Annotated in this window: 25 protein-coding genes; 12 read left to right on the top strand and 13 right to left on the bottom strand. The window is 38.9% G+C overall.

Going from position 1 to position 25,422, the window contains the following annotated elements; genetic code table 11:
* The first annotated feature begins 78 nt into the window (after window positions 1-78).
* The 4 genes from Q360_RS0111845 to Q360_RS0111830 all read left to right on the top strand — a co-directional run bounded on the left by Q360_RS0111845 (window position 79) and on the right by Q360_RS0111830 (window position 4,030).
* Window positions 79-1,065, top strand: a complete 987-nt coding sequence (locus Q360_RS0111845) for a sugar phosphate isomerase/epimerase family protein (RefSeq protein ID WP_027077298.1) — start codon at window positions 79-81, stop codon at window positions 1,063-1,065.
* A gap of 20 nt (window positions 1,066-1,085) precedes the next feature.
* Entirely contained in the window at window positions 1,086-1,529 is a 444-nt protein-coding gene (locus tag Q360_RS0111840; RefSeq protein WP_027077297.1) for a DinB family protein, read from the top strand.
* Between the two features lie 11 nt (window positions 1,530-1,540).
* Window positions 1,541-2,770 (top strand): nucleoside permease, encoded by a 1,230-nt coding sequence (locus Q360_RS0111835; protein WP_027077296.1) that lies wholly within the window; start codon window positions 1,541-1,543, stop codon window positions 2,768-2,770.
* A 120-nt stretch (window positions 2,771-2,890) separates the two neighbouring features.
* Window positions 2,891-4,030, top strand: coding sequence for a Gfo/Idh/MocA family protein (locus Q360_RS0111830; RefSeq protein WP_027077295.1), 1,140 nt, complete (start codon window positions 2,891-2,893; stop codon window positions 4,028-4,030).
* A gap of 186 nt (window positions 4,031-4,216) precedes the next feature.
* Here the strand turns inward: Q360_RS0111830 and Q360_RS0111825 are convergent, their stop codons facing one another.
* Window positions 4,217-4,675, bottom strand: coding sequence for an ASCH domain-containing protein (locus Q360_RS0111825; RefSeq protein WP_027077294.1), 459 nt, complete (start codon window positions 4,673-4,675; stop codon window positions 4,217-4,219).
* A gap of 112 nt (window positions 4,676-4,787) precedes the next feature.
* Window positions 4,788-6,491 carry a GMC oxidoreductase gene (locus tag Q360_RS0111820; protein ID WP_027077293.1) on the bottom strand — a complete coding sequence of 568 codons (1,704 nt, stop codon included), beginning with the start codon at window positions 6,489-6,491 and terminating at the stop codon, window positions 4,788-4,790.
* Between the two features lie 144 nt (window positions 6,492-6,635).
* Here Q360_RS0111820 and Q360_RS0111815 point away from each other — a divergent pair, with 144 nt between their 5' ends.
* From Q360_RS0111815 to nadD, 6 genes are all read left to right on the top strand, one after another.
* Window positions 6,636-7,688 (top strand): sugar phosphate isomerase/epimerase family protein, encoded by a 1,053-nt coding sequence (locus Q360_RS0111815; RefSeq protein ID WP_027077292.1) that lies wholly within the window; start codon window positions 6,636-6,638, stop codon window positions 7,686-7,688.
* Window positions 7,689-7,698: 10 nt separating this feature from the next.
* Window positions 7,699-8,454, top strand: a complete 756-nt coding sequence (locus Q360_RS0111810) for a 3-keto-disaccharide hydrolase (RefSeq protein ID WP_027077291.1) — start codon at window positions 7,699-7,701, stop codon at window positions 8,452-8,454.
* 1 nt (window position 8,455) lies between these two features.
* Window positions 8,456-9,271, top strand: a complete 816-nt coding sequence (locus Q360_RS0111805; RefSeq protein ID WP_027077290.1) for a 3-keto-disaccharide hydrolase — start codon at window positions 8,456-8,458, stop codon at window positions 9,269-9,271.
* Window positions 9,272-9,618: 347 nt separating this feature from the next.
* The gene (locus Q360_RS0111800; RefSeq protein WP_027077289.1) at window positions 9,619-10,476 is read left to right on the top strand and encodes a YicC/YloC family endoribonuclease; all 858 of its coding nucleotides are present in this window, start codon (window positions 9,619-9,621) and stop codon (window positions 10,474-10,476) included.
* An 81-nt stretch (window positions 10,477-10,557) separates the two neighbouring features.
* A complete protein-coding gene (gene gmk, locus Q360_RS0111795; RefSeq protein WP_027077288.1) occupies window positions 10,558-11,145 on the top strand; it encodes a guanylate kinase in 588 nt (195 codons plus the stop codon).
* Window positions 11,145-11,729: a nicotinate (nicotinamide) nucleotide adenylyltransferase gene (gene nadD / locus Q360_RS0111790; RefSeq protein WP_027077287.1), complete on the top strand. Its 585-nt coding sequence runs from the start codon at window positions 11,145-11,147 to the stop codon at window positions 11,727-11,729. The genes gmk and nadD overlap by 1 nt, the downstream gene beginning before the upstream one ends.
* Before the next feature lie 3 nt (window positions 11,730-11,732).
* Here nadD and Q360_RS0111785 read toward each other — a convergent pair whose 3' ends face one another.
* The 4 genes from Q360_RS0111785 to Q360_RS0111770 all read right to left on the bottom strand — a co-directional run bounded on the left by Q360_RS0111785 (window position 11,733) and on the right by Q360_RS0111770 (window position 16,924).
* Window positions 11,733-12,455: a DUF6503 family protein gene (locus tag Q360_RS0111785; RefSeq protein ID WP_027077286.1), complete on the bottom strand. Its 723-nt coding sequence runs from the start codon at window positions 12,453-12,455 to the stop codon at window positions 11,733-11,735.
* Between the two features lie 52 nt (window positions 12,456-12,507).
* Complete coding sequence (locus Q360_RS0111780; RefSeq protein ID WP_027077285.1) at window positions 12,508-14,811, bottom strand: inorganic phosphate transporter; 2,304 nt, start codon at window positions 14,809-14,811, stop codon at window positions 12,508-12,510.
* 72 nt (window positions 14,812-14,883) lie between these two features.
* Window positions 14,884-16,089, bottom strand: a complete 1,206-nt coding sequence (locus Q360_RS0111775; RefSeq protein ID WP_027077284.1) for a porin — start codon at window positions 16,087-16,089, stop codon at window positions 14,884-14,886.
* A 475-nt stretch (window positions 16,090-16,564) separates the two neighbouring features.
* Window positions 16,565-16,924, bottom strand: coding sequence for a carboxypeptidase-like regulatory domain-containing protein (locus tag Q360_RS0111770; protein WP_027077283.1), 360 nt, complete (start codon window positions 16,922-16,924; stop codon window positions 16,565-16,567).
* A 175-nt stretch (window positions 16,925-17,099) separates the two neighbouring features.
* Between Q360_RS0111770 and dgt the strand changes: the two genes are divergently transcribed.
* On the top strand, window positions 17,100-18,443 hold the full coding sequence (gene dgt, locus Q360_RS0111765) for a dGTP triphosphohydrolase (protein ID WP_027077282.1): 1,344 nt from the start codon (window positions 17,100-17,102) through the stop codon (window positions 18,441-18,443).
* Here dgt and Q360_RS0111760 read toward each other — a convergent pair.
* Together Q360_RS0111760 and Q360_RS0111755 are read right to left on the bottom strand one after the other, a co-directional pair.
* A complete protein-coding gene (locus Q360_RS0111760) occupies window positions 18,440-19,567 on the bottom strand; it encodes a DUF3078 domain-containing protein (RefSeq protein WP_027077281.1) in 1,128 nt (375 codons plus the stop codon). The genes dgt and Q360_RS0111760 overlap by 4 nt on opposite strands.
* On the bottom strand, window positions 19,564-21,339 hold the full coding sequence (locus Q360_RS0111755; RefSeq protein ID WP_036195777.1) for a 1-deoxy-D-xylulose-5-phosphate synthase: 1,776 nt from the start codon (window positions 21,337-21,339) through the stop codon (window positions 19,564-19,566). The genes Q360_RS0111760 and Q360_RS0111755 overlap by 4 nt, the downstream gene beginning before the upstream one ends.
* A 130-nt stretch (window positions 21,340-21,469) precedes the next feature.
* Here Q360_RS0111755 and Q360_RS0111750 point away from each other — a divergent pair, with 130 nt between their 5' ends.
* Window positions 21,470-21,916: a nucleoside deaminase gene (locus Q360_RS0111750; protein ID WP_027077279.1), complete on the top strand. Its 447-nt coding sequence runs from the start codon at window positions 21,470-21,472 to the stop codon at window positions 21,914-21,916.
* 160 nt (window positions 21,917-22,076) lie between these two features.
* Here the strand turns inward: Q360_RS0111750 and Q360_RS0111745 are convergent, their stop codons facing one another.
* From Q360_RS0111745 to Q360_RS0111725, 5 genes are all read right to left on the bottom strand, one after another.
* Entirely contained in the window at window positions 22,077-22,265 is a 189-nt protein-coding gene (locus Q360_RS0111745; protein ID WP_027077278.1) for a cold-shock protein, read from the bottom strand.
* Between the two features lie 84 nt (window positions 22,266-22,349).
* Window positions 22,350-22,607, bottom strand: a complete 258-nt coding sequence (locus tag Q360_RS0111740) for a hypothetical protein (protein ID WP_027077277.1) — start codon at window positions 22,605-22,607, stop codon at window positions 22,350-22,352.
* Between the two features lie 106 nt (window positions 22,608-22,713).
* On the bottom strand, window positions 22,714-24,498 hold the full coding sequence (locus Q360_RS0111735) for a chloride channel protein (protein WP_027077276.1): 1,785 nt from the start codon (window positions 24,496-24,498) through the stop codon (window positions 22,714-22,716).
* A 59-nt stretch (window positions 24,499-24,557) separates the two neighbouring features.
* A complete protein-coding gene (locus tag Q360_RS26985; RefSeq protein ID WP_262493219.1) occupies window positions 24,558-24,686 on the bottom strand; it encodes a hypothetical protein in 129 nt (42 codons plus the stop codon).
* 6 nt (window positions 24,687-24,692) lie between these two features.
* Window positions 24,693-25,229 carry a tetratricopeptide repeat protein gene (locus tag Q360_RS0111725; RefSeq protein WP_027077275.1) on the bottom strand — a complete coding sequence of 179 codons (537 nt, stop codon included), beginning with the start codon at window positions 25,227-25,229 and terminating at the stop codon, window positions 24,693-24,695.
* Between the last annotated feature and the right edge of the window lie 193 nt (window positions 25,230-25,422).

Genomic DNA, 25,422 nt, shown 5'->3' with positions numbered 1-25,422 from the left:
AGCCGAACGGATTTTTTTGTGGTCTAGAGGTTGAAAAGAATAGATTTTAAACCGATTAATAAAAGAAATATTTTACTTATGAGAAAAATTACATGTATCAAAAAGTCATTTACCGTTTGCGTTGCGTTGGCTCTTTTAGGTGCGTATTCCTGCAAGGAAACAAAAGAATCTAAAGAGGAAAAAACGGACGAAATTGTCCAAGAAGTTAATGCTGAGCCCTTTTTTGATCTTTCACTGGCACAATGGTCTATGCACAAAATGATACGTAATGATAGTGTTAATCCGTATTCCTTTGCAGAAAAGTCGAAGGAATGGGGCTTTACCGGCTTGGAATATGTGAGCCAACTGTATAACCCTGAGTTGTCGGATGCCAACTACTCACCTGAGGCAATGGCCGCTTTTGTTGCCAAGAGCAATGCTGAAGCGGAAAAGTATGGGATGAAAAACATCCTTATTATGATAGATGGGCAGGGTAACCTTGCTGCGGATGATGAAGCAGAGCGTAACGAAACCGTAGAGAAACATAAGCGATGGGTAGATGCCGCCGCTGCAATGGGCTGCCATGCTATTAGAGTAAATCTTACGGGAAGCTCTGATCCAGCAGTATGGAAAAAAAACTCTGTAGACGGGCTTACCAAGTTGGGAACATATGCCAAGACTAAAAATATTAATGTTTTGGTTGAGAATCATGGTGGATTATCTTCCAATGGCGCCATGCATGCCGAGGTTATGAAAATGACAGATATGGATAATGTGGGCACGCTACCGGATTTTGGAAATTTTTGTATCGAGAGATCTGATGATGGCTGTGCGAACATGTACGATAAATACAAGGGCATGAAAGAATTGATGCCCTACGCTATGGCCGTAAGTGCAAAGAGTAATGAATTTGATGCGCAGGGTAATGATAGGGTGATAGATTATGTAAAGATGCTGCAATTAGTAAAGGATGCTGGATATACAGGATACATTGGCGTGGAATATGAGGGCAGCGAACTAGGCGAGGAAGCTGGCATAAAGGCTACCCGCGACTTATTGCTAAAGGCAAACAAAAAAACTAAATAACGACCAAGCCCAACTGTGTTATGAAGCCTTTTTTTAACGAGCTATTTGATTATAACTTTTATTGCAATAAGAAGATTATTGAGCATTTTCTTGGAATGGATAATCCTCTGGAAAAATCAGAGGAATTATTTAGTCACCTATTAAACGCCCACCATATATGGAATGCAAGGATTGTAGGTAAGCTTCCCGAGTACGAGGAGTGGCAAAAACATGATTTGAAAGATTGGAGCGATATTCATTATGAGAACCAACGCACCTCTTTTGAAATCACCACAAATGCGGAGGATTTTGAAAAACGCATAGATTACGACAATTCTGAAGGGCGTTTGTTTACCAATACACTTCAGGATATGCTTTTTCATATTATCAATTATTCTACCAACCATAGAGGACAGATAGCAACGGATTTCAGGAATAACAAAATAGAACTTATTGTTCTTGATTATGTCTATTATAAAAGATGAAAATTTAGAAAATGAACATTAAGACAAGGGTACAACTCTGTATAATGATGTTTTTGGAGTTTTTTATTTGGGGCGGATGGTTCGTTACCCTTGGCACTTTTTTAGGGAATAACATCAATGCTTCCGATGGTGAAATCGCCCTTGCTTTTTCTACCCAATCTTGGGGAGCCATAGTGGCTCCTTTTATTATCGGTATTATTGCAGATCGCTATTTTAACGCGGAAAAGATATTAGGAATCTTACATCTGGGTGGTGCATTTCTACTCTATCTGATGTATGGGACCGATAATTTTGACCTATTTTATCCCTACGTACTTGGGTATATGATTTTATATATGCCAACCTTGGCATTGGTTAATTCTGTTTCCTTTAACCAAATGAAAAATCCGGCAAAAGAATTTTCGCTGGTGCGCGTTTTTGGCACATTGGGTTGGGTAGTTGCTGGATTGCTGATTAGTTATTTCTTTAACTGGGATTCAGAAGCGGGAATCCAGGAAGGATTGTTAAAGAACACCTTTTTAATGACGGCAATAGCGTCTGCCATTCTCGGGGTATTTAGTTTTACTCTGCCTAAGACACCACCAAAGGCGGCTAGTGGCAAAAAACCAAGCCTAAAGGAACTTATAGGCTTGGATGCATTGGAGCTTTTTAAGGATAGAAACTTTTTGGTGTTCTTTATCTCGTCCATATTAATATGTATCCCCTTGGCTTTTTATTACCAGAATGCGAATCCGTTTTTGGTAGAAATTGGAATGGAAAACCCCACAGGAAAAATGACCTTGGGCCAAATCTCTGAGATACTTTTTATGCTCCTACTGCCCTATTTTTTTACAAAATTTGGGTTTAAGAAAACTATTTTGGTCGCCATGTTGGCTTGGGTAGTACGTTACGTATTATTTGCCTATGGCAATACAGGGGAACTTGGTTTTATGTTACTTGTTGGAATCGCTTTGCATGGAATTTGTTATGACTTTTTCTTCGTTTCTGGGCAGATTTATACCGACAGTAAAGCAGGGAACAAATATAAAAGCTCCGCTCAAGGGCTAATCACTTTAGCAACCTATGGCATAGGAATGCTGATAGGTTTTTGGATAGCGGGTAAAATTTCCGATTCTTACCTTTTGGAAGATGACTCACACCAATGGGAACAAATATGGTTATACCCTTCTGGCTTTGCTTTGCTGGTGCTTGTTCTTTTTGCTGTAATGTTCAAGTCCGAAAAAATCGACTACAAATCCTAATTTTTTAAATAGGTAGAAAGTCTTTAATTTTAACGTTTACATACAACTTGAAAACCTATATTCTATTTTGTAAGACTATATTTGAAATTCAATTTTTAATAATATTAATACGATTACAACATGCCAAAGAAGATTAGACTAGGTATTTTAGGAGGTGGAGGGGATTCCCTTATAGGAGTTTTACATAGGGTAGCATCCTTTATAAATGATAACTATCAGATAACAGGAGCGGTGTTTAATCCAGATTTTGAGGTGAATAAAGCGTTCGCTGAGGAGGTAGATGTGCCGTTAAATCGTATATACAAAGATTTTGATACATTGATAACCGAGGAAATGAAACTTCCTAAGGAAGAGCGTATTCAGGTCTGCTCCGTATTGACCCCTAATTTCCTGCATTTCCCTATGGCGAAAAAGCTATTGGACAACGGTTTTCACGTGATATGCGAAAAGCCAATGACGACCACTTTGGAAGAAGCTAAAGTTTTACAGCAAGCCCATGAAAAAGCAGGAACTGTTTTCGCGTTAACGCATACCTACACAGGCTATCCTATGGTACGCCAAATGCGGGAAATGATTAAGGCAGGGGTGCTTGGCAAAATACATAAGGTAGATGCTAGGTATTATCAAGGATGGATAAATACCATTATTCACGATAAGGAAAAGCGCAATTCTGTTTGGCGCTTGGATCCCAAAAAAGCAGGAATTAGTTCTTGTATGGGCGATATTGGGGTGCATGCATTTAATATGGTCGAGTACACCACAGGTTTGCAAGTGAAGTCGGTACTGTGTGATTTCAACTACCTTTATGAAGACAACCAGATGGATGTAGATGGAACGGTGCTTATTCGAATGGGAGCACATGTAAAAGGAGTGATACGCGGTAGCCAAGTAGCCACTGGCGAGGAAAATGGTCTTGCCATTGCTATTTATGGCGAAAAAGGAGCGTTTAGGTGGGAACAAGAGAAACCCAACTTTTTATATAAAATGAGCGATACGGAACCGACACAGGTATATAAGCCAGGACATCCCTATAACTCAAAACTATCTTTGGACGGCACCAAATTACCGGCCGGACACCCAGAAGGTATTTTTGATTCTATGGCTAATATTTACCTGGGAGTGGCAAAGGCCATTCGTGGAGAAAAGTATAATAATGGTGAATTTCCAACTATGACCGATGGTGTTCGTGGTATGGATTTTATTGAGGCTACGGTGAAGTCTCATAAGGACGGGAATACATGGGTTACGCTGGAGGACTAATTAAATAGTATGATTAAAAAGAGCCGCAAAAATTTACTTTTTTCGGCTCTTTTTGTAGCTATCTGTATGTGCTTCATAACAGTATAGGTACTGATAAACTCAAAATGAAATTGATGTTAATTTTAACAGAACCATTTAAAATATCTCATATTTCAAGTCTAATAGGGTAACGGTCTCCTACCTCTTTTAAAACACCCGTTCAAATTCCTCAAATACGACAATCATGCTATCCCTAGGAACTCGTTCAAAAGCCTCTAATTCTTTAGTGTAATAGTCCCAATGTGTTTTTTTCCAGTAGGCCAAGGATTTGTCTCCTTCACCTTCTAAAATTGCATTTGATTTATTTATATTGAAATAGGGAATGAGCTGCACAGCAGTAGTTCGCACAATGCATTGTGCCTCTTTAGCCCAATTGGTAACTACTAAAAAGTCTCCAATTTTTGGTAGCGGTTCATTTCTGTACTGCAGACCTAAAAGGGAATATGAGGTAGCTTTTTTCACCCCTTTCACCACTAAGGCGGCTAATTTGTTAACGTCTTTTTCGTTGTCTCCAAAAACAGCTGTTTTTGGTGCTTCATGAAAAGCATGTTCCAAATGTTTATCTAAATAATCTCCCCACATATTTCTGGCAGAAGCGTTCTCCATATAATATTTTATTACAATTTTAATATCAAAATATAGTATAATTAATTCTGGTAGCGCACGTTACTGCGAAAACTTCAGTATAACATCTGCTATTTATGATTAAATAGGTGCATTATGCAAAGTGTCCTTTTTTTAATTGTTCTGCGGCATTATTTGCTGCTCTTGCCGTAAACGCCATATAGGTCAATGAAGGGTTTACACAACTAGTGGATGACATAAAGGCGCCGTCTGTAACATAAACGTTGGGCACGGCATGCAGTTGATTTTTTTTGTTCACCATAGATGTTTTTGCGTTATGGCCCATTCTGGCACCGCCCATTTCATAAATACCTAGACTTGGTCCTGAGGATTCTTCATACGGCTGAACGCCCATGAACCGGACAGTCTTGAACATGGAAACGATTTCCGTTTTAATGTCTTTCCGTATGTTATACGCATTCTCTTTGAATTCCATATCAAATTCTAGCCGGGGCAATCCCCATTTATCCTTTTTGGTCTCGCTTAGCGTCACCCTATTGTCATCATATGGTAAAAATTCTCCAAAACCAGTTACGCCTATTTGCCAAGAGCCCGGTTTAAGAAGTTCATCTTTTAATGCTTTCCCATATCTTATTTCTGCAACGGACTCAGACCAATCTCCGCGGTTTGCGGTGCCTTGGTATCCAAAATCACGCAAATAGCCTTCGCGTTTTGTCTTTTTGTCCAACTTTACAAATCTTGGGATATAGCATCCGTTGGCCCTACGCCCTTTGTAATATTTGTTTAAGAAACCATCTGCTTTGGCTGTTGCGTCTAATTTATAATGATGATCCATGATTCCTCTTCCAAGGGCATCGGAATTATTTCTTAAACCATTGGGGAAATGTTCAGATTTGGATTGCAATAAAATCATTACCGATGCCATTGCCGAAGCACACAAGAAAATTACCTTGGCCTTGAATTCTGTTTTTTCGTTCGTTTCCGCATCAATTACCCGCACACCAGTTGCTTTTTTTGTTGTCGCATCATACAAGATTTCATGTACAATGGAGTTAGGTCTAAGTGTCATATTAGCGGTACGTTCTGCAGCTGGTAGAGCGACCGAGTTGCTGCTAAAATGACCACCAAAAGGGCAGCCCATAGAGCATCTATTTTTATTCTGGCAAACACCGCGGCCTTCAAACTCGAAAGTTGGGGCGGTAATATTTGCGGTGCGACCTATGGTTATCAATCTGCCATCCTCAAATTTTTCAAAAGTTTTTCTTTGAAAATCTTCCTCTACACAATTGAGCGCCATAGGTGGCTGAAATTTAACGTCTGGCAACTGTTTCAATTCCAGGTTCTGTCCACTTACGCCAAAATATTCTTCAATTTTATCGTACCAAGGAGAAATATCGGCATAACGAACAGGCCACCCCACGTCAATATTTTCTCTTTTGTTTGCTTCAAAATCGATATCGCTCAAGCGATAACTTTGTCGGCCCCAAGTAAGGGAGCGACCACGAACGTGATACCCGCGAATCCAATCGAATCGTTTTTTTTCTGCATACGGGTGGTCTAGGTCGTTTACGAAAAAATACTTATTGTCCGCTTGAGGTGCCCAGCCAACCCTCGTTTGTATGTGTTGTTGTTTCTTTTCTTCAACGGATAACTGTCCTTTATAGGGTTGATTCCAAGGGTCATTGTGCATTGTGGGGTAGTCCTCAATATGCTCTACCATCCTACCTCTTTCTAGAACCAATGTTTCAAGGCCTTTATCACATAGCTCTTTAGCCGCCCAGCCACCGCTGACAGGCATACCAACAACAATAGCATCGAATTGTTTGTTTTGATTCATTGTATATTTCTTGTGAATTTCTTACGGTATTCCCTATATTGAGGACCCAACTAAATAAGGGAGCAAAAAGACCACTTTTATTCCTAAATATAAGGTAAATTCTTAAATGAATAACAGGTACATTAACGTCAATTAATATACAAGATGAAGACAATTAAAGGGCCAGCTGTGTTTTTGGCACAGTTTGTAGATAGTAAGGCGCCATTCAATTCCTTGGACGGAATGTGTAAGTGGGCATCGGACTTAGGGTATAAAGGCATACAAATACCTACATGGGAACATTTTTTAATCGATTTAGACAAGGCTGCCGAGAGCCAGACCTATTGTGACGAACTTAAAGGAAAGGTGAATTCTTACGGTCTTGAGATTACTGAACTGTCCACACATCTTCAAGGGCAATTGGTAGCTGTAAACCCGGCTTACGACCTCATGTTTGATAATTTCGCACCAGACGCAGTAAAGAACAATCCAAAAGCAAGAACGGAATGGGCAATAGAAACCGTAAAGAAAGCCGCCACAGCGAGCAGAAGACTAGGAATTTCTGTTCACGCAACTTTTTCTGGAGCTTTACTATGGCACACGATGCACCCTTGGCCACAAAGGCCGGCGGGATTGGTAGAAATGGGATTTGAGGAGCTAGCCAAAAGATGGCTTCCTATTTTAAACCATTTTGACAAGGAGGGTGTAGATGTCTGTTATGAGATACACCCTGGGGAAGACTTGCACGACGGAGATACTTTTGAGCGCTTTCTGGCAGCTACGGGTAATCATAAAAGAGTGAATATTTTATATGACCCAAGCCACTTTGTACTGCAACAGTTGGATTACATAGCATACATAGACCATTACCATGAATTTATAAAATCGTTTCATGTCAAGGACTCCGAGTTTAACCCAACGGGTAAGAAAGGTAGTTTTGGAGGTTATAACGATTGGGGCGATAGGGCAGGTAGGTACCGTTCTTTAGGAGACGGTCAAATAGACTTTAAGACCATTTTCTCCAAGTTAACACAATATGGATGTGATGTTTGGGCCGTAATGGAATGGGAATGTTGTATTAAGAGTCCAGAACAAGGTGCGCGCGAGGGTGCTATTTTTATTCAGGATCATATTATCGAAGCCACAGAGAAAACCTTTGATGACTTTGCAGGTGCTGAGATTGACAAGGACGTATTAAAAAAAATATTAGGTATTTAAAAATAGAAAAATGAGAAAAATAAGCATTTTAGTAGTACTAGCGGTACTTGCATTTAGTTGTAAAGAAAAAGAGGCGTTATCAGCGGAAGCAACCGATGTATCCAAAACCATTGCAAAAACTGTAGCTGAAAACGAATGGACGTCACTTTCCTTAGACCATTGGCAGGCTTTTAAAGGAGGGGAATTGCCCAGCTTTTGGAAAGCAGAGAACGATGCTATCGTTTTTCATCCGCCAACGGCAGAGGAGAGAAAGAAACCTGATGGCGGTCGTAAATCTTTTAATATTGTAACCAAGAAGGCGTACACTAATTTTGTGCTTTCTTTGGAATGGAAAATGTCAGATACCGGGAATAGTGGTATCATGTGGGGTGTAAGCGAGGATGCTAAATTCGGGGAGCCTTATCAAACAGGATTGGAGATTCAATTATTGGATAATGATAAGCATCCAGATGCAAAAAACGGACCTAACCGTCAAGCCGGTGCACTTTATGATTTGGTACCTCCGCCAACAGATGAAACAAAACCCGTTGGGGAGTGGAATACGACGATAATTACCATCAATCATAAAACCAACGAAGGAACATCTGTGCTAAACGGTGTAGAAGTAGCTCAATTTCCGGTTAATGGGGAAGCGCTTCAAACCTTACTGAAAGGTTCTAAGTTCGACGGTTGGGAAGGCTTTGGAGCATACAAAACAGGTAAAATCGCATTACAGGACCATGGTGATGTAGTGTCTTTTCGTAATATTAAAATAAAAGAATTGTAGTATGAAAAGAGTCTTGATGGCCGCTTTGGTCTTAAGTATTTGCTCCTGTAACGAAGTGGTTAAACCCGAAGTAGCTAACGATAATGAAGTTACGGAGTCCAATATCATTGTGCACGAAGAATATAGTGGCGTAGAACCTAGCAAACCAGAGGAAACCGAGCTTTATGAACCTAAAGTGGCTGTTGTAACGCCAGGGAAGAATGGTTCAGCTCCAAGTGATGCCATTGTTTTGTTCGAAGGGACTTCTTTGGATGCTTGGATACATGTTCAGGATAGTACTGCTGCAAACTGGAATCTAAACGATGACGGGAGCATGATGGTAAAGGATAAATCGGGTAATATCCAGACGAAACAAAACTTTGGGGATGTACAATTGCACTTGGAATGGAGTTCTCCAGCGGAGGTGCAGCGAGACGGTCAGAATAGAGCTAATAGCGGTGTTTTTTTAAATGGAATGTACGAAGTGCAAATACTAGATAATAATGACAACCCTACCTATGTAAATGGACAAGTAGGATCTATCTATAAACAACATATACCGCTGGCAATGGCCTCTGTAGCCGCAGGAGAATGGAACACCTATGATATCATTTACCGTTCGCCCGAGTTTAACGAAGCTGGTGACAAAATAAAGTCGGGTACTATGACCGTAATGCATAATGGAATTTTAGTGCAAGATGATGTAGCGCTGAAAGGAACTACCCCTTATATTGGGTGGCCAAAAAATCCGACGCATGGAAAAGGTCCTTTAATGCTTCAAGACCACCAAGATAATAGCAGGGTAAGCTATAGAAATATTTGGGTTAGGGAATTGTAAGCTGTTTGTTGGACTGTTTTTATTTGTTAATTTCAACGGAATCGTTATCACTGTTGTTGGGTGATTTTATACGAAATACCCAATTAGAAAGTCATCTTGACAGATGTAGTATGGTCAATCAAGAAATTTGTGACGATATTATAGGATGGGTTGAAAGTTCAAGTATTAGCTTATAACTCTAAAATCAAAACTATTGAAACACCATTTTAAAGGTAGGGTCAAATAGATTTTAAAGTCCTGTGGTATTAATTTTAAAATATAGATACGCAAACGTTTTGATAAAAATTACAAGCCTAAAATACACCCCTCTTAATTTGGTTATCTTTGCCAAGATTTAAAAAATACCTATGATTCAATCCATGACAGGATTCGGGAAGTATGTAGTGCAGCTTCCTACCAAAAAAATAACAATAGAGATTAAATCGCTTAATAGCAAGAGCATTGATCTTAATGCACGTATGCCTTCCAGCTACCGGGAAAAAGAGCTGGAGTTGCGAAAACTTATTGCCAATTCGCTCCAAAGAGGAAAGGTAGATTTTAGCCTGTATTTAGAGTTTACGGGTGACGCAACGTCTGCCCAAGTAAACGAAACCGTTGTGCGGCAGTACATGAAGCAGTTAAAGGCGATTGCAGATGGCGATGAACTAAAGCTGTTGGAGATGGCTCTGCGTTTTCCCGATGCCATGAAAACCGATAAGGAAGATATAGATGAAGATGAGTATGCTGAAATACTAAAGGTTTTAAAGGGCGCTTTAGACGAAATAAACACCTTTAGGTCAGAGGAAGGAAGTGTGTTGGAGAAAGACTTTTTGGAACGTATAGCTTCCTTACAGCAGCTATTGGCTAGTGTTTTAGAAATGGATCCAGATAGGCAGGCAACTATTCGCGAACGCTTGGAAAAAGCCGTACAGGATGTAAAGGTGGAAGTAGATGCAAATCGGTTTGAACAAGAGTTAATCTATTACTTGGAGAAATACGATATAACCGAAGAAAAGGTACGATTGGCAAACCATTTGGATTATTTTACTAAAACGTTACAATCGGACGATAGTAACGGTAAGAAGCTAGGTTTTATCTCTCAAGAGATTGGAAGAGAGATAAATACTATTGGTTCCAAAGCTAATTTTGCGCCCATGCAGCAATTGGTAGTGCAGATGAAGGATGAATTAGAGAAAATAAAAGAACAGATGTTAAATGTGCTTTAACATCCCAACTAGTCAGAAATACGGGCATTTGCCGATTATTTTAGAATTTAGAATATTATTTAAGAGAATACATTAGTACGCATGAAAGGTGGTAAACTCATAATTTTTTCAGCTCCGTCGGGCAGTGGTAAAACAACTATTGTTAGGTATCTTTTGCAATGCCAAAAGCTAAATCTGGCTTTTTCCGTCTCTGCGACTTCTAGACCTAGAAGGGGAAAGGAAAAGAACAAGGAGCATTATTACTTTATGTCAGTCTCGGAGTTTAAGCAACATATAAAGAAGGAAGATTTTTTAGAGTGGGAAGAAGTGTACCGTGATAATTTTTACGGGACACTGAAGACAGAAGTAGAACGGTTATGGGCCGAAGGGAAGAACGTTATTTTTGACATTGATGTCGCTGGAGGATTGCGAATTAAAAAGAAATTTCCCGAACAAACCTTGGCCGTATTCGTAAAACCACCAAGTATAGACGAGCTTAAAATTCGCCTAAAAAAGCGTAGTACAGAAAGTGATGATAAAATCAATATGCGGATAGCTAAAGCTTCGGTAGAGTTAGCTACTGCTCCACAATTCGATAAGATTATAAAGAATTATGATTTGGATGTCGCTTTAAAGGAAGCGGAACAATTGGTTTCTGATTTCATAGCGAGTTCCAAAAAACAGGAGTAATGAAAAAGGTAGGGCTTTATTTTGGAACGTTCAACCCTATTCACATTGGTCATATAATCATTGCGAATCATATGGTGGAGTTCTCTGACCTGGATGAGGTTTGGTTCGTAGTCACGCCCCAAAGTCCATTTAAGGTAAAGAAGACACTTTTAGACAATAACCATAGGTATCAAATGGTGCTGGAGGCTACCGCGGATTTTCAAAAATTAAAATCTAGCACTATTGAGTTTAATCTACCAGAACCCAATTACACCATAGATACACTCGCACATCTATCAGAAAAATACCCGGATGGATATCAATTTTGCCTTATCATGGGGGAGGATAATTTGAAGGGATTCCATAAATGGAAAAATTACGATGTGATTTTGGAGCACTACGAGCTTTTTGTATATCCAAGAATTTCTGAAGGAAAAACGGAACATCGGTTTATAGACCATCCCCGCGTTCATAAAGTAAATGCTCCAATCATAGAAATATCTTCTACGTTTATTAGAACGGAATATAAGAAGGGTAAAAATATACGGCCTCTCTTACCAGATGCTGTTTGGAAGTATATGGATGAAATGAATTTTTATCGCTAAAAATTATTCTAGCTCTTGAACCTCGGTAAGCACATCTGTTGCCAAGAAACCATCATTTTTATTATAATACCACCCCCTTGTTTTTGGAATCTTGATATCTTGGACTTCCATTGTATCCGTAAGTAGGATGTATTCCCCGTCATTCTTAGATTCGTCATGGTAAAACTGGTACACTTCCAAAGCGAAGGATTTCGGGTTAAAATAAAAATACCAAGTGTCTTTCCCAACAGTTTCATCATAATCGACTTTTAATACCAAATACTCCTTATTCTTAAAGGTTTTCTTTTCAACCGTTTGGTAGATATTGGTCCCAGGGTCTTTTAATTTCATGGGTAGGCCATACAAATACGTATAGTAGTCCCGCATCATTTTTGCCCTATCACAATTTATACGAAGACTGTCTCGCAATGCCTCTGAAATATCAGCACTACCGTTAAGTTTAAGCGTACAGTTTTCTTTTTTTAGGGTAGAGGTTATGGTATTTCCATCTTGCTTTACTGTGGAGCTATAAAACTGCTCAGCGAAGTCTATTTGTACTTTTGTAGTGCGTTCATCAGCATCGGGTCTGCTCATGGTAATGGTTAGCGCTGCTTTAAAGGCACGCCAGTTGCCATTGGGGTCGTGATAGTTTATTGTTTTTGCCAGAAGTTGTTCTCCAGTAATTTCCTGACTTAATGCACCTAAGGGTAGGTGTAATACGATTAAAATATAAACATATCTTGTCATCCTTTATCTTTATTATTTCAAGATACATTTATATTTCTTAACAAAGGAGGCCCTACTCGTCCTTTGGTTGCTCAATTGTTGCAGGCGCAACGGAGCTATCATGCTCATCATGGTATTGTTGTAATAAGTTCATGGTAGCGGTCATCATGTCCTTTGTTTCAAGCAGTAGCGAGAAATACAAGGTAGTATTCTTTGGACTCGATTCTTCATTACGGGTTCTTGCAATCTGCGTCTGAATTTTATCAGAAACCATATCGAACAACTCTTGTTTTTGATTTAGTACAATTCCTATCTCCTCAAAAGATTGATTGGTAAAGGCGGATTGCGTTTGATTTAATACTTCTTCTAGTTTTACATCAATTTGCTTAAGCTCCTTTATTTGGTTGTACTTTAATTTTTTATGATTGTTGTTTACATGCTTGAGACTAACTTTGCTAATGTAATCCAAGGATTGACTGATATCCGTTAAATAGCCCAAAGTGTTAATATAGAAGTTACTTGCGCCTACGCTATTTTCATCCAAATTTTTAATGAAGTAGAAAATATGATCTCGTAAGTCATCGATTTCGTTTGAAAGTTTCTCTCCTTGTTTTTTGTTCTTTTTCAATAAATCAAGATCTTGTTTTGCAAGTCCGTTTATACTGTTGGTATAAATTTTATTGGTTCTTTTTAATACGTTTGAAATATTTTTAGCACTTTCAATAATTACTCCTTGAATAGAACTGCTTTCCGCTTTGTTTAGCGAGTCTTCGGCGCGCATTTCTTTGTTCTTTTTATTGTGGGAAATATAGCTTCTTGATAGCAGAAGAATAGCAGCAAACAATAAGACGCCTATAGCTGCACCTTTTCCAAAACTGATAATGGCCAAGATGGTACCGGATGCAATAAACGCAATAATAGCGGTTCCAAACCATCCACCAACAACGTTGAGTACACCCGCTACTCGATACACAGCACTTTCTGCACCCCAGGCCCTATCTGCAAGCGAGGTTCCCATAGCCACCATAAAAGTTACGTACGTGGTGGAAAGGGGTAATTTATAAGAAGTGGCAATAGATATTAATATACCGGCCACCATTAAGTTTACGGCCGCTCGAACCATATCAAAGGCTGGTAATTCGTGAACCCTGTTTTTAGATAAAGTGATAACAGGTTTTTCAAATTGTTTGTCAATTCTTGCTTGCCAAGATTCCGGTAAAATATAGGTAGATATTTCAGCTATGGAAATTGCTAAACGGACAAAACCACGAGATAGAAAATTAGGTTGAAAGCGCTCTTTTGTAGCTTCTTGACTTGAAAGGTCAATAGAGGTTTTAACTACATTTTTAGCTTTGCTTGAAAACCAAAGCGTTAGCACCATTACCATACCCGCAATAAATAGAAGTAAGGTTGGTGTAGGGACTTTTGCTGCTAAAATCTCCATGCTAAATTCTGTGGCTGCCGTTCCTGATGCCATCCACGCCTCATAAGATTGCCAAGCTGCAATAGGCACTCCAATAAAATTAACAAGGTCATTACCAGCAAATGCCAATGCCAATGCAAAGGTACCTGCACCAATAATCAATTTGTATATATTTACCTTAAAAAAGTTCATTAAGATATAGGATAAAAGCGACCAGATTAAAAAGTTGGCGCCTGCGATACCGAGCCAATGTACCTCCAAGAAATCTGTTATGGTAAGCCCTTCAATTAAACCATAGCTATTGCCGGAGAATGCAGTTCCCTTGATGCCTTTCATCAAAATAAAATAGGTGATTGCAGAAAGTGCAAACCCTCCAAAAAGAGCCCCAACCCATTTCGCCTTTTTTTCATATTGATTGGATAATAGCAATCTTGAGATCCATTGTACTAAAGCACCTATGGAGAATGCTACTACGACTGACAACAGGATACCAAATATTATTTGAGTGGCTTTATCTGTATTTATATAATTGACGATATCTGTAAAACTACCATTATCAGCTACTATTTTTATCAGGGCCATGGCAACGGCAGCACCTAAAAGTTCAAATACTATAGAAACCGTAGTGGATGTTGGCATTCCCAACGTATTGAAGAAATCTAACAATAAGATATCCGTAATCATTACGGCCATAAAAATGAACATGATTTCATCAAAATAGAATTCTCCTGGGTTAAAAATTCCTTTTCGAGCAACTTCCATCATCCCACTCGAAAATATTGCTCCTGCTGCGATTCCTAAACTCGCAACAATCATAATGGTTCTAAACGAAATGGCTTTTGACCCTATAGCGGAATTTAAGAAATTTACCGCATCGTTACTAACACCCACAACTAAGTCAGCTACTGCTAAAATAGCTAGGGCTACAATCATTAATAAATAAATATTATCCATAAGTTACGCTATCAATTTACAAATATCATTATCGCAGTCGGCTGTAATGTTAGCTAAAGGTTATCTTTTTTACTAGAAATGAATATCCAGTTGTAGCCTATACATTAAACCATTTGAGCCATTGTGTTCAGAAAGATAACTCAAATCTGTTTGTACTTTTAATTTATGACCCACAATGAATTTTGAAAGGCCTAAGGTATATTGTTTTTGAGGGTTTCTGCCTGTAATATCCTTGTCGAGCAGAATGGAAGTATACCTACTGGAAACTTCCCAATTGTTTTTAAATAAATACCCACTTTGAAGGTTAAGACCACTCCCTACCTGAACCACATCTCCGGTTAGTGTGCCATCAGTATTTTTTGCCAAGGCTTCCTTTGCAGACCTACAGGCATACTCTCCCATAAAAGAAAAACCGTTATACTTGAACATGGCGTCAATAAAAACGGTAGTAATCGTAGTCTCATAAAACCCGACATCATTAACCATGTAGCTCCCTTGGTTACTTTTTGTCTTTACGGCATTCTGATTAATGTCATAGGAAGCTGCAAGCATCAGTTTAGGTTTTTTTTCTCGCTTTAAATCACTGCCTTTATAGTCGCCTTTACTTAAGAATTTGCCAAAAGGTAGCACTTCTAGACGCGAGGTATATTGATGTCCGCCAAGGTTTCCAGTCGTGATATTACGTCCTTCACCTTGTGAAATAGCAAGAATTTCACGAATCAAGAATTTTTCTGAGATATTAATATGATGTCGCAATTGAAAACCCATGTCGCGGTCAATGGTGAATCTACTGTTCAGTAAAGAGCGATCTACTTGTTGTAAATCACCTGAAGAGATGACTCGCTCTATATTCCCGGGTAGTTTGGTTTGACCAAACCATAATACAAAATTTTCATAAAAGTTCCATTTTATAACGGCATCAAGAATGTACCTTGGTGTATTGCTAGTAAATTCTGAACCTCCGGAAAGATCTCGATTGGAAAGACCAAGCTCTAATTTGTATTTTAATTTTGGGGAATATGCGAACCCATCGAATTTTAGCCTTGCCCTACGAACAAGAGAGTTTTGTTCTGGATTTGCAAAGCTTCCATCATTGTTTTCATCCCAATTGGCAATTGTCAGAATTTGCATTCTTGTGGCAACCTTCATTGTCCAAGAACTATCTTTCCCTACTAGATTAAATAAGCCCTTACCAAATGCCGGAGCGTTAGTTTCTTGACTTAAAGAAAAAAATGGAATAGGAATCAAAAGCCATAAGGCTAAATGACTGATTTTCATTGTAAATTAGTTTTTGTCGGCTGCAAAGTACTAAAACCAATGTTAAGTTAATGTTGGCTAAATATAAAGTCTAAGCGCTTAGCTACGTATTTATCAATATTTTTGATTTGATTATGCTTATTTCTGAAAGCAGTTTACACTAGGGTAAGGAAAATATTAGGGTAAAAAAAAGCTACCTTGGCCAAAGGTAGCTGTCGGATTTCAAAGAGAACCAGTCGACAAAAACTAATAGTAAAATGAAATCGTCCGTGTCTTAAGACGAGCACGAAGTTCGTTTATATACATGACTCTTATGTAACACCAATATTAAGTAATGTTTAAGTTTTAACACACAAAGTTAGACAACACAACCCATTCTAAATGTTTTTTCTATTTCAAAATTGAAACACGAAAAGAAATGTATAGCTGCAGTATAGTAGGAATTAAGGATGTAGCGATTAGTCTTTACTTATTGGCGTTAGTGCATAGGCTGTTCTTAATCCCTTGAAGCACTACTGATATCTGCTACATCTTTAAGAATCATCGTTTTCGCACGAAGGCTATGTTGAACAAAAAGCGTACTATTTTTGTCAATAATAAGCTCCACTTCCACGTCTTCGTAACCGAGAAAACTAATCTTCATGGTGTATGAACCAGCGTCTATGTCTGTTATCTGAAAATTTCCGTTAAAATTGGTTTGGGTATACCACGCTGTACCGTTTAATGCTATACTAGCCATTAATAAGGGCTCGTTATAAAGCTCTGCATCTAAAATTTTACCACTAATAGTACTTTTATCTTGTGCCTGGAGGGATAAAAAGAAAGACACAAAAAAGATAAAAATCAGATATTTCATTTTCGACAATGTATTAGGATACAAATAAACCCCGACAAGGTTAAGTTAAAGTTAACCAGGGGTTATTTGTATATTTTGTAATGGTTAAGAATAGGGTTCCTGCCTTAATAGGAAACTACCGTTAACCAAATCGTATAGGTCAAAAAATGTATCTTGCGGTTCTTAAACGAACGCCATGAACTGGGAGCAATTACTTTCTTTACGCAGAAAAGGAGATACCAATAAAAGATTACGAAACGAACAGGACGAGACACGGTTGGGGTTTGACGTGGATTATGACCGTATCATCTTTTCATCTGCTTTTAGGAGCCTTCAGGACAAAACACAGGTAATCCCTCTTTCCAAAACTGATTTTGTGCATACACGGCTAACGCATAGTTTGGAAGTTTCTGTAGTGGGCCGGAGTTTGGGAAGATTGGCAGGTAAAAAAATCTTGGAAAAGCATCCGTACCTCAAAGAAGTGCATGGATATCAGTTCAATGATTTTGGTGCTATCGTTGCTGCCGCTGCACTTTCCCATGATATTGGAAATCCGCCTTTTGGCCATAGTGGAGAGAAGGCCATTGGAGAATATTTTAAATCAGGAAACGGTAGGGAATTCAAAAATGAACTTACAGAAAAGGAATACCAGGATATTATTGATTTTGAAGGGAATGCCAACGGATTTAAGCTGATGACCCAAGATAGGGAAGGGGTTTCGGGAGGGCTCCGTTTGAGCTATGCAACCCTTGGAGCGTTTATGAAGTATCCCAAAGAGTCCTTGCCCAAAAAACCGACTAAGCATATAGCTGATAAAAAGTTTGGGTACTTCCAGACCGAAAAAAGTAGTTTTAAAGAAGTAGCTTCAGATTTAGGCTTAAGGCAAACTGCGGACGGGAATTCAATTTCCTTTGCTCGGCATCCGCTTACTTTTTTGGTAGAGGCAGCCGATGATATTTGTTACACGATAATTGATTTTGAGGATGGTATCAACCTTGGTCTTATTTCTGAGGATTATGCTTTGGAATATCTTATAAAGTTGGTAAAAGACACCATAAATACAAAAAAATATCACTCCTTGGCCTATAAGGAAGATAGGTTGAGCTATTTGCGTGCATTGGCAATAAACACCCTAATACAAGATGCGGTTTCTATCTTTATGGAGAGCGAAACGGCTATTCTTGCCGGTGACTTTCATGTTTCACTTTTGGGAAAAAGCACCTATGATGCCCAGATTAGTGATATTATCGATTTAAGTGTGCGAAATATATATCAGGCACAAGAGGTAGTCGAAAAAGAAATTGCCGGGTACACCATTATAGCTGATATTTTAGATGTTTATGTCCATGCATTGGTAAAAAAGAAAAAAGATAACGCCTCTAATTACCACAATTTGATACTACAAACACTTCCTGAGTTTTATAGGCGGACTAGTATAACGCTATACGAAATTTTATTAAATACGTGTTGTTATGTTGCCAGCTTATCTGATAGTTCAGCCGTACATATTCACAATAAGATTAAAGGAAGGCAGCTTTAAAAATCATAGGCTACGCCAATACCCAACACCTGTTTAAACTGAATTTTAGGAACCCCTGGTTCAGTAACAATGCCATTGGCATCCTTTACCTCGTCAAACAGGATATCATCATCAAATATAACATGAGTGCCAATATTGGTGAGGATGTGTTTATTTACACGCAGTCGTACGTTGAGTTCCCAGTCTACATCAATATTTCCAAAGCTCACCAAATAATCTGTATAGAGGTTTAGCCTACTTTTTATATTGACGTTTTTAGCCGCTTCCCATTCAAAATTGTTGGTAATAAGAAAACCCAGTTCCACAAAATGATTTTTTCCTTCTTGGATAATAGTACCATTGGTATCCCGTTGCGCTGCTTTTACACCAAAGGCACCTCTGTCTGCCAAACGTTGATCTAGAACAAAAGTAGATTTTTGAGTAAGAGGTGATAAATACAGGTTAAATTTTTGATTTTGGCTAATGTATGATGTTCCTGCACCAAGGAAGAAATATCCAGGAGCCATAAAACGAGATATAGGTGTTTCTCGGTCTGGATATTTGTACCCGTTAGAAAATTGGGTATTAAAATTGAGTTGCACTGAATAGTACCAGTTGCTTATCGTATCCCTCCGGTAACCTAAGTTGGAATTTAATCTAATAACATCTTCGGTTTTACGTAATTGTCGTCCTTCTTGAGCATTTAAACCATATCTAAGATCCAGATTGTTATCCCAATTAAAATACCTGAATTTATAGTTACGCACAAAATTCAGGAAACCTAGTCCACTAATGGCATTGTTACCACCAGCATTCCAATTTACGAATGCAGCTTCGCTTACGTTTATGCCTAATGTGTTTTCCTTGGCCCAAAAAGAAGGAACTCTAAATCTATTATATTTATCCTTTAAGGGTTTTGTTTTTTTAAAGGATATAACAGGGTTGGTAAGATTTACTCCCCTAGGTATATGTTTTATTCTGTTCAGTGTCTTCCTAATTACAATGGTATCTATCACCGTAGTATCTAGAACTATAGTGTCTCTAACAATGGGCCTTGGGATAGAATCTTGTCCCAAAACTAGAGACGACACCAACAGTAAGGTAAGGCTTAAAACAAGCGTTTGATAGGTAAGCGTTATCCTCATAAAACTTTTTCTATATATGATTTCACGGTACTCTTGTCCAGACCTGCTATTTTGTGCAGATCTTCCACAGAACCGTGTGGGATAAACGCGTCTGGAATACCAAATATCTTACAATTGGTATTTATGCCTTCTGAGTTTGCAAATTCAAGAACGGCACTTCCAAACCCCCCCGTTATACAACTATCCTCTATGGTAATTATATGCTCGTAGCTTTTAAAAATACGCTTCAGCTCGCGTTTGTCTAACGGTTTTATAAACGGAAAATCATAGTGCCCAATGCAGGTACTCTCCTCAACTTCGTCAATAATTTCTGAAATCATATTTCCTATAGGTCCCGAACTCAGCACGGCTATTTTTGTACCTTTCTTGAGCTCAAAAGACATGCCAAGTTCCAAGTTGGTGTATGGTTTTTCCCAATCTAACAAAACACCTCTTCCTCTAGGGTATCGTATTGCAATGGGTTGGTCTAGTCCAAGCTGCGCGGTGTACATGATATTACGTAGTTGAATTTCGTTTAACGGAGCGAAAATAATAAGGTTGGGAATACAGCGTAAATAGGCGATGTCAAAAACACCATGATGGGTTGGTCCGTCTTCTCCTACAAGCCCCGCGCGATCTAAACAAAAAATCACTGGCAAGTTTTGAAGCGCCACATCATGAATGACTTGATCATAGGCACGTTGCAAAAACGTGGAGTAGATGTTGCAAAAAGGAATCATTCCCTCTGTTGCCATACCAGCAGCTAATGTTACGGCGTGCTGCTCGGCTATACCCACATCAAATGCACGATCTGGAAAAATCTCCATCATATAACCTAAAGAACTTCCGGTGGGCATGGCCGGAGTAATGCCAATAATTTTTTCATTTCTAGTTGCAAGGTCAACAATCGTCTTACCAAAAACATCTTGAAATTTAGGGGGTTGAGCTTTCGTTAATTTTTTATGAAGTTCTCCTGTTATTTTATCGAATTTACCAGGCGCATGATACACCACTTGATTTTCCTCTGCTTTTTTAAGACCCTTGCCTTTGGTCGTGATGATATGAAGTAATTTAGGGCCAGGAACCGATTTCAATCGCTGCAACTCGGCAACTAAACCTTCTAGATTATGACCGTCTATTGGTCCAGAATAGGCTAGGTTCAGACATTCAAAAATATTTTCATCCTTGGCTGTTCCCTTTTTAACGTTGGTTAGGTATCTTTTTAGCGCACCTACGCTAGGGTCAATACCAATGGCATTGTCATTAAGAATTATAAGGAGATTAGCATCGGTTACTCCAGCATGGTTGAGTCCTTCAAAAGCCATTCCACTGGCGATGGAAGCATCTCCTATTACTGCTACGTGTTGCCTTTTTGTATCTCCTTTTAATTTAGAAGCAATCGCCATACCTAGGATAGCGGAGATAGAGGTAGAACTATGCCCTGTTCCGAAGGTATCATATTCACTTTCTTCCCGCTTTGGAAAACCACTTAAGCCATCGAGTTGTCTGTTGGTTTCAAAAATGTCCTTTCGGCCTGTCAATATCTTATGTCCATATGCCTGGTGGCCCACATCCCATATAAGTCGGTCTTCAGGTGTATTTAACACATAATGTAATGCAATAGTGAGTTCTACCACGCCTAAACTAGCTCCCAAGTGCCCTTCTTTGGAAGAAACAACATCAATGATAAACTCCCTAAGCTCTGATGCAAGCAGATGTAAATCGGCCAACTGCAGTTTACGCAATTGCTGAGGGGAGGTTATGGTATCTAGAATAGTTTTCAAGTTGGCCATTTTGGAATTGTAAAGCTACGGTTTTTAGTGTTTTGGCGCGTAGAATTATTGTTAGGAAACTTAGTTTTCGTTTTAATTGCTATTGTGTCCAGTATCAAAATTCAGTACTATTGCAGCCAAATAGATTATTATGGTACTCACCTACGATGACACGTATTTCATGAAAAAGGCCCTTCAGGAGGCAGAGTATGCTTTTGAGCGAGGTGAGATTCCAGTAGGTGCCGTAATAGTAGTTCAAGACAGGATAATTGCTAGAGCACATAACCTCACGGAACAATTAAATGATGTTACGGCACATGCAGAGATGCAGGCCATTACGGCAGCAGCTAATTTTTTGGGAGGAAAATACCTAAAGGGTTGTACCCTGTACGTTACCTTGGAACCTTGCCAAATGTGTGCAGGTGCCTTGTATTGGAGTCAGATAGATAAAATAGTATTTGCGGCCAGTGACTCAAAACGGGGGTATAGGGTTTTGGGTACCAAGCTACATCCCAAAACTAAAGTAAGTGGCGGTATTTTGGAGAATGAAGCGGCTAATCTATTGAAACGATTTTTTCAGAAAAAGAGGAAGGGATAGATTTTTTTGAATTAGTTATTTAAAAAAATAGTGAAGTTAGTAGTAAACACCACTCAATTTTAATGCAGCGGAAAATTAATTTATTGCTTCAAAATAACACATCGCTATGTTCCAAGCAACGACTATCTTACGTGCTTTTTAAAAAAGGTAATACTTGAAATTATACCGCTTGAATCTGGCCTGCCACAATCTCTTTCTTGCCTTCTTCTTCAGCGTACTCTGCTTTGTCTCCTTCTCTAATTTCTTTTCCATGTAGGGTGGCATGGACAAAAATATCTTTGTCCGTCTCATCATTGGTAATGAAGCCATACCCTTTGGACTCAATATAAAATTTAACCGTTCCAGCCATGTTATTAGGATGTAATGATTACAATCCTAAAGCATATTTTTTTTAATACGATTAATTGAAAAATTAGATTTTTAAATTCATGACTCACACATTATCACTGTCTTTTGGTGGTCTTCCCTGCATTTTTCTCACATTTTCATCGTTCAGCATGTAGTCGTTCCATTTCCTGGTTTTACTTTCTTTATACAGAAAAAGAGGCATAGCCACTAAAAATATACCTAAGGTTCCTGAGCCTATGAATTTTTCTGCAGTTCCGTTTTCTTCATTGTTTAAGGTATAGCCGTAGATGATGGCTCCTAAGCAGGTAATGACAATTAAAGTGGTGATATGTTTCAATTTCATAGTACAAAGTTAGTTAAACTAGGATGATCTCAAAATAGCGCTGTAAATTTCTACAAGCTTATTTTTGAACTTAAAGTGAAATGTATTATCGGAAAGTACAAAGCAATCAGTTTCCTGTAAAATTAATGAGTTCCCTGCGGTAGGCTGTTAGTAGTTTTGACTTAGAAACAAAGCCTAAATAGCATCCCTTTTTAATCACGGGTAAATTCCAAGCACCACTTTTTTGAAATTTTGCCATTACGTGCTCCATAGTGTCTTCTCCATAAAAAATAACGTCTGGCGGCTGGTGCATAAAGGTAGCTACGGTAGTGGTTTCGTATAAGGCAGTATCGAACATAAACTCTCTAATATCGTCCAAGAGTACAATGCCTACAAGTATCTCTTCGTTCACCACGGGGTATAGGTTGCGCGTAGACTTAGAAACCGACTGGTGCAACATTTCCCCAAGGGTCATATTTGGGGTTATGCTCTTAAAATCCCGCTCAATAACGTCGTCCAATTGCATAATGGTCAGTACATTTTTGTCTTTATCGTGTGTTAACAAGGCACCTTGTTCTGCCAGTTCACGCGTGTAGATAGTATGGTCTAGGGTGTTCTTTGTGATCAGGTAGGAGATAGCAGCAGTAATCATCAGCGGCACAAAAAGTTCATAGCCGCCCGTAATTTCTGCAATAAGGAATATGGAGGTAAGCGGCGCGTGGAGCACTCCTGCTATGAGTCCTGCCATACCTATCAATGTAAAATTACTTTCGGAAACTGCAAAACCCAATCCTAGATTATTGATTACCTTCGCTACCACATTTCCTAATGCGCTTCCCATAACCATAGTTGGGATAAAAATTCCGCCTGCACCCCCGGCGGCAAAGGTAGTGGTCATCGCTACGGCCTTGAATATCGTTAGTCCAAAAAGTAGCGCAATGACCACCCAGATATTATTCATATAGGCATCAAAAGGGTTACTTCCCAAGGCCGTAATATGGTCTCCTTTTAATAAGTTATTAATGAACCCAAAACCTTCCCCGTAGAGTGGCGGAATAAAATAGAGCATAATGCCGATAGCGATTCCCCCGACCAACAAACGGTACTTTGGACTTTTTAAAGGCTCAAATAATTTAAGGATACCAAAATACATTTTGGTAAAGTAGACCGATGCTACGGCAGTACCAACACCGAGGATTACGTAGAAAAGTGTATCCTTTATTTCAAAGTTGTCGGCCAGCGAAAAATTAAAAAGTACTTCGTTGCCCAAAAAGAAATACGAGGTAAGCACACCGGATATGGATGCCAATAATAACGGGAGCATAGAAAGCATAGTAAAATCCATACTAAATACTTCCACAGCAAATATAATTGCAGCAATAGGAGCTTGAAAGATAGAGGAAATAGCCCCCGCCGAAGCGCAGGCAATCAAAAGGTTACGTGTCTTTGTATTGATATGGAGCAACTGTCCTAAATTAGAACTTATAGCAGATCCAGAAGCCACGGCAGGACCTAACAGACCAACAGAACCTCCAAAACCTACCGTTAAGGGTGCGGTAATGAGTGGTGTGTATATTTTTTTCATTTTGATAATGCCTTTCTTTTTGGATAGGGCAAACAAAATAGAAGAAATTGCATGCTCAAGTTTCTCCTTATGAATGAATTTCACGTAGAGGTAGACTAAAGTTAGTCCGATAATGGGAAGTATAAAGTAAAGTTCGTTGCCTGAAATGTTAATACCACCCTCCAAGGACGATTCTATAAAATAGGTAAGGTTCTTTAATGTTACGGCTGCTAGACCCGCAAGTAAACCCACGACCACGGCCATAATATGCGTAAAGGTCTTATTGGAGATATTTTTATACCGCCATTTTATGAATTTGGTAAAGCGTTTCTGTTGTTGGGTGGGCATGAACCGTTTTTGCTAGATTAAAAGTATTAAAATTAGGGGTCATTACTCGATTTCTTAGACTATTTCGTTAAAGAATCTTTCAGTTCTTCTAAATCTTCCCAATAAGTCTGGCGCAGTGTTTCCACATAAGCACTATGGTTATAAAATCCAGCATTGAAATCTAGGATAGCCGCTTCTACTAGAGTCACTGCCTCCTAATTTTTCCCTTGATTTTTTAAAATCAAAGCCTTGTAATATTTTCTGTCCGCGTTTTGTTTAAAGTAATGGATGGCTTTGTCGAAATTTTCTATCGCCTTTTCTGCGTTGCCCCATTCGAAGTGGGCAATTCCCCTATGTAAAAACGCTTCCAGTTCTACCCAATCTTCTCCAGTATCTTTGGTTTCCTTAGTAATGGGTTTGTCCCAGTAAACGATAGAATTTTCATAGTCCTTCAAACCTAAGTAGGCGATGCCCCGCCAAAAATCGACGCTATGGCCTTGGGGATACTCCAAATATGGCGTTAAGGTGTCGGAAGCATTAAAATCAGCAATAGCCCTTTGGTAATCTCGGTAGAACCAGAGGTAATTATAACCGCGATAAGGCTGCCATTTAATAGCGTCATACTGAAGAGCTCCCTTCATCCATTTTTCCCATTCATGTGGAATACCTCTTTTTAAATAGGGAATGGATACTTCTCTGTAGGCATCAGCATTAGTGGAATCTATCTCAAGTATGTGGGCGAATGCTTTCATGCATAGGGGTGCCTTGGTAATTTGCGCGTTTGCCAAATTCCATCGCTGTCCCTATTTTTTCGTCTTTTGTTTTACAGGAAAATAATAGTGAAAATAGGACTAGGCTAAGGAATAGTTTCTGTGATCTCTCTATTTTCAATGCTGTATAATAGGTACATATAGCAATTAACCTTGTTGCCACGTATAACATTAG

The organism is Maribacter antarcticus DSM 21422 (assembly GCF_000621125.1).
GTDB classification, from domain to species: Bacteria; Bacteroidota; Bacteroidia; order Flavobacteriales; family Flavobacteriaceae; genus Maribacter; species Maribacter antarcticus.
Note: the sequence above shows the minus strand (reverse complement) of the source record. Positions and strands in the feature narration are given on the sequence as shown.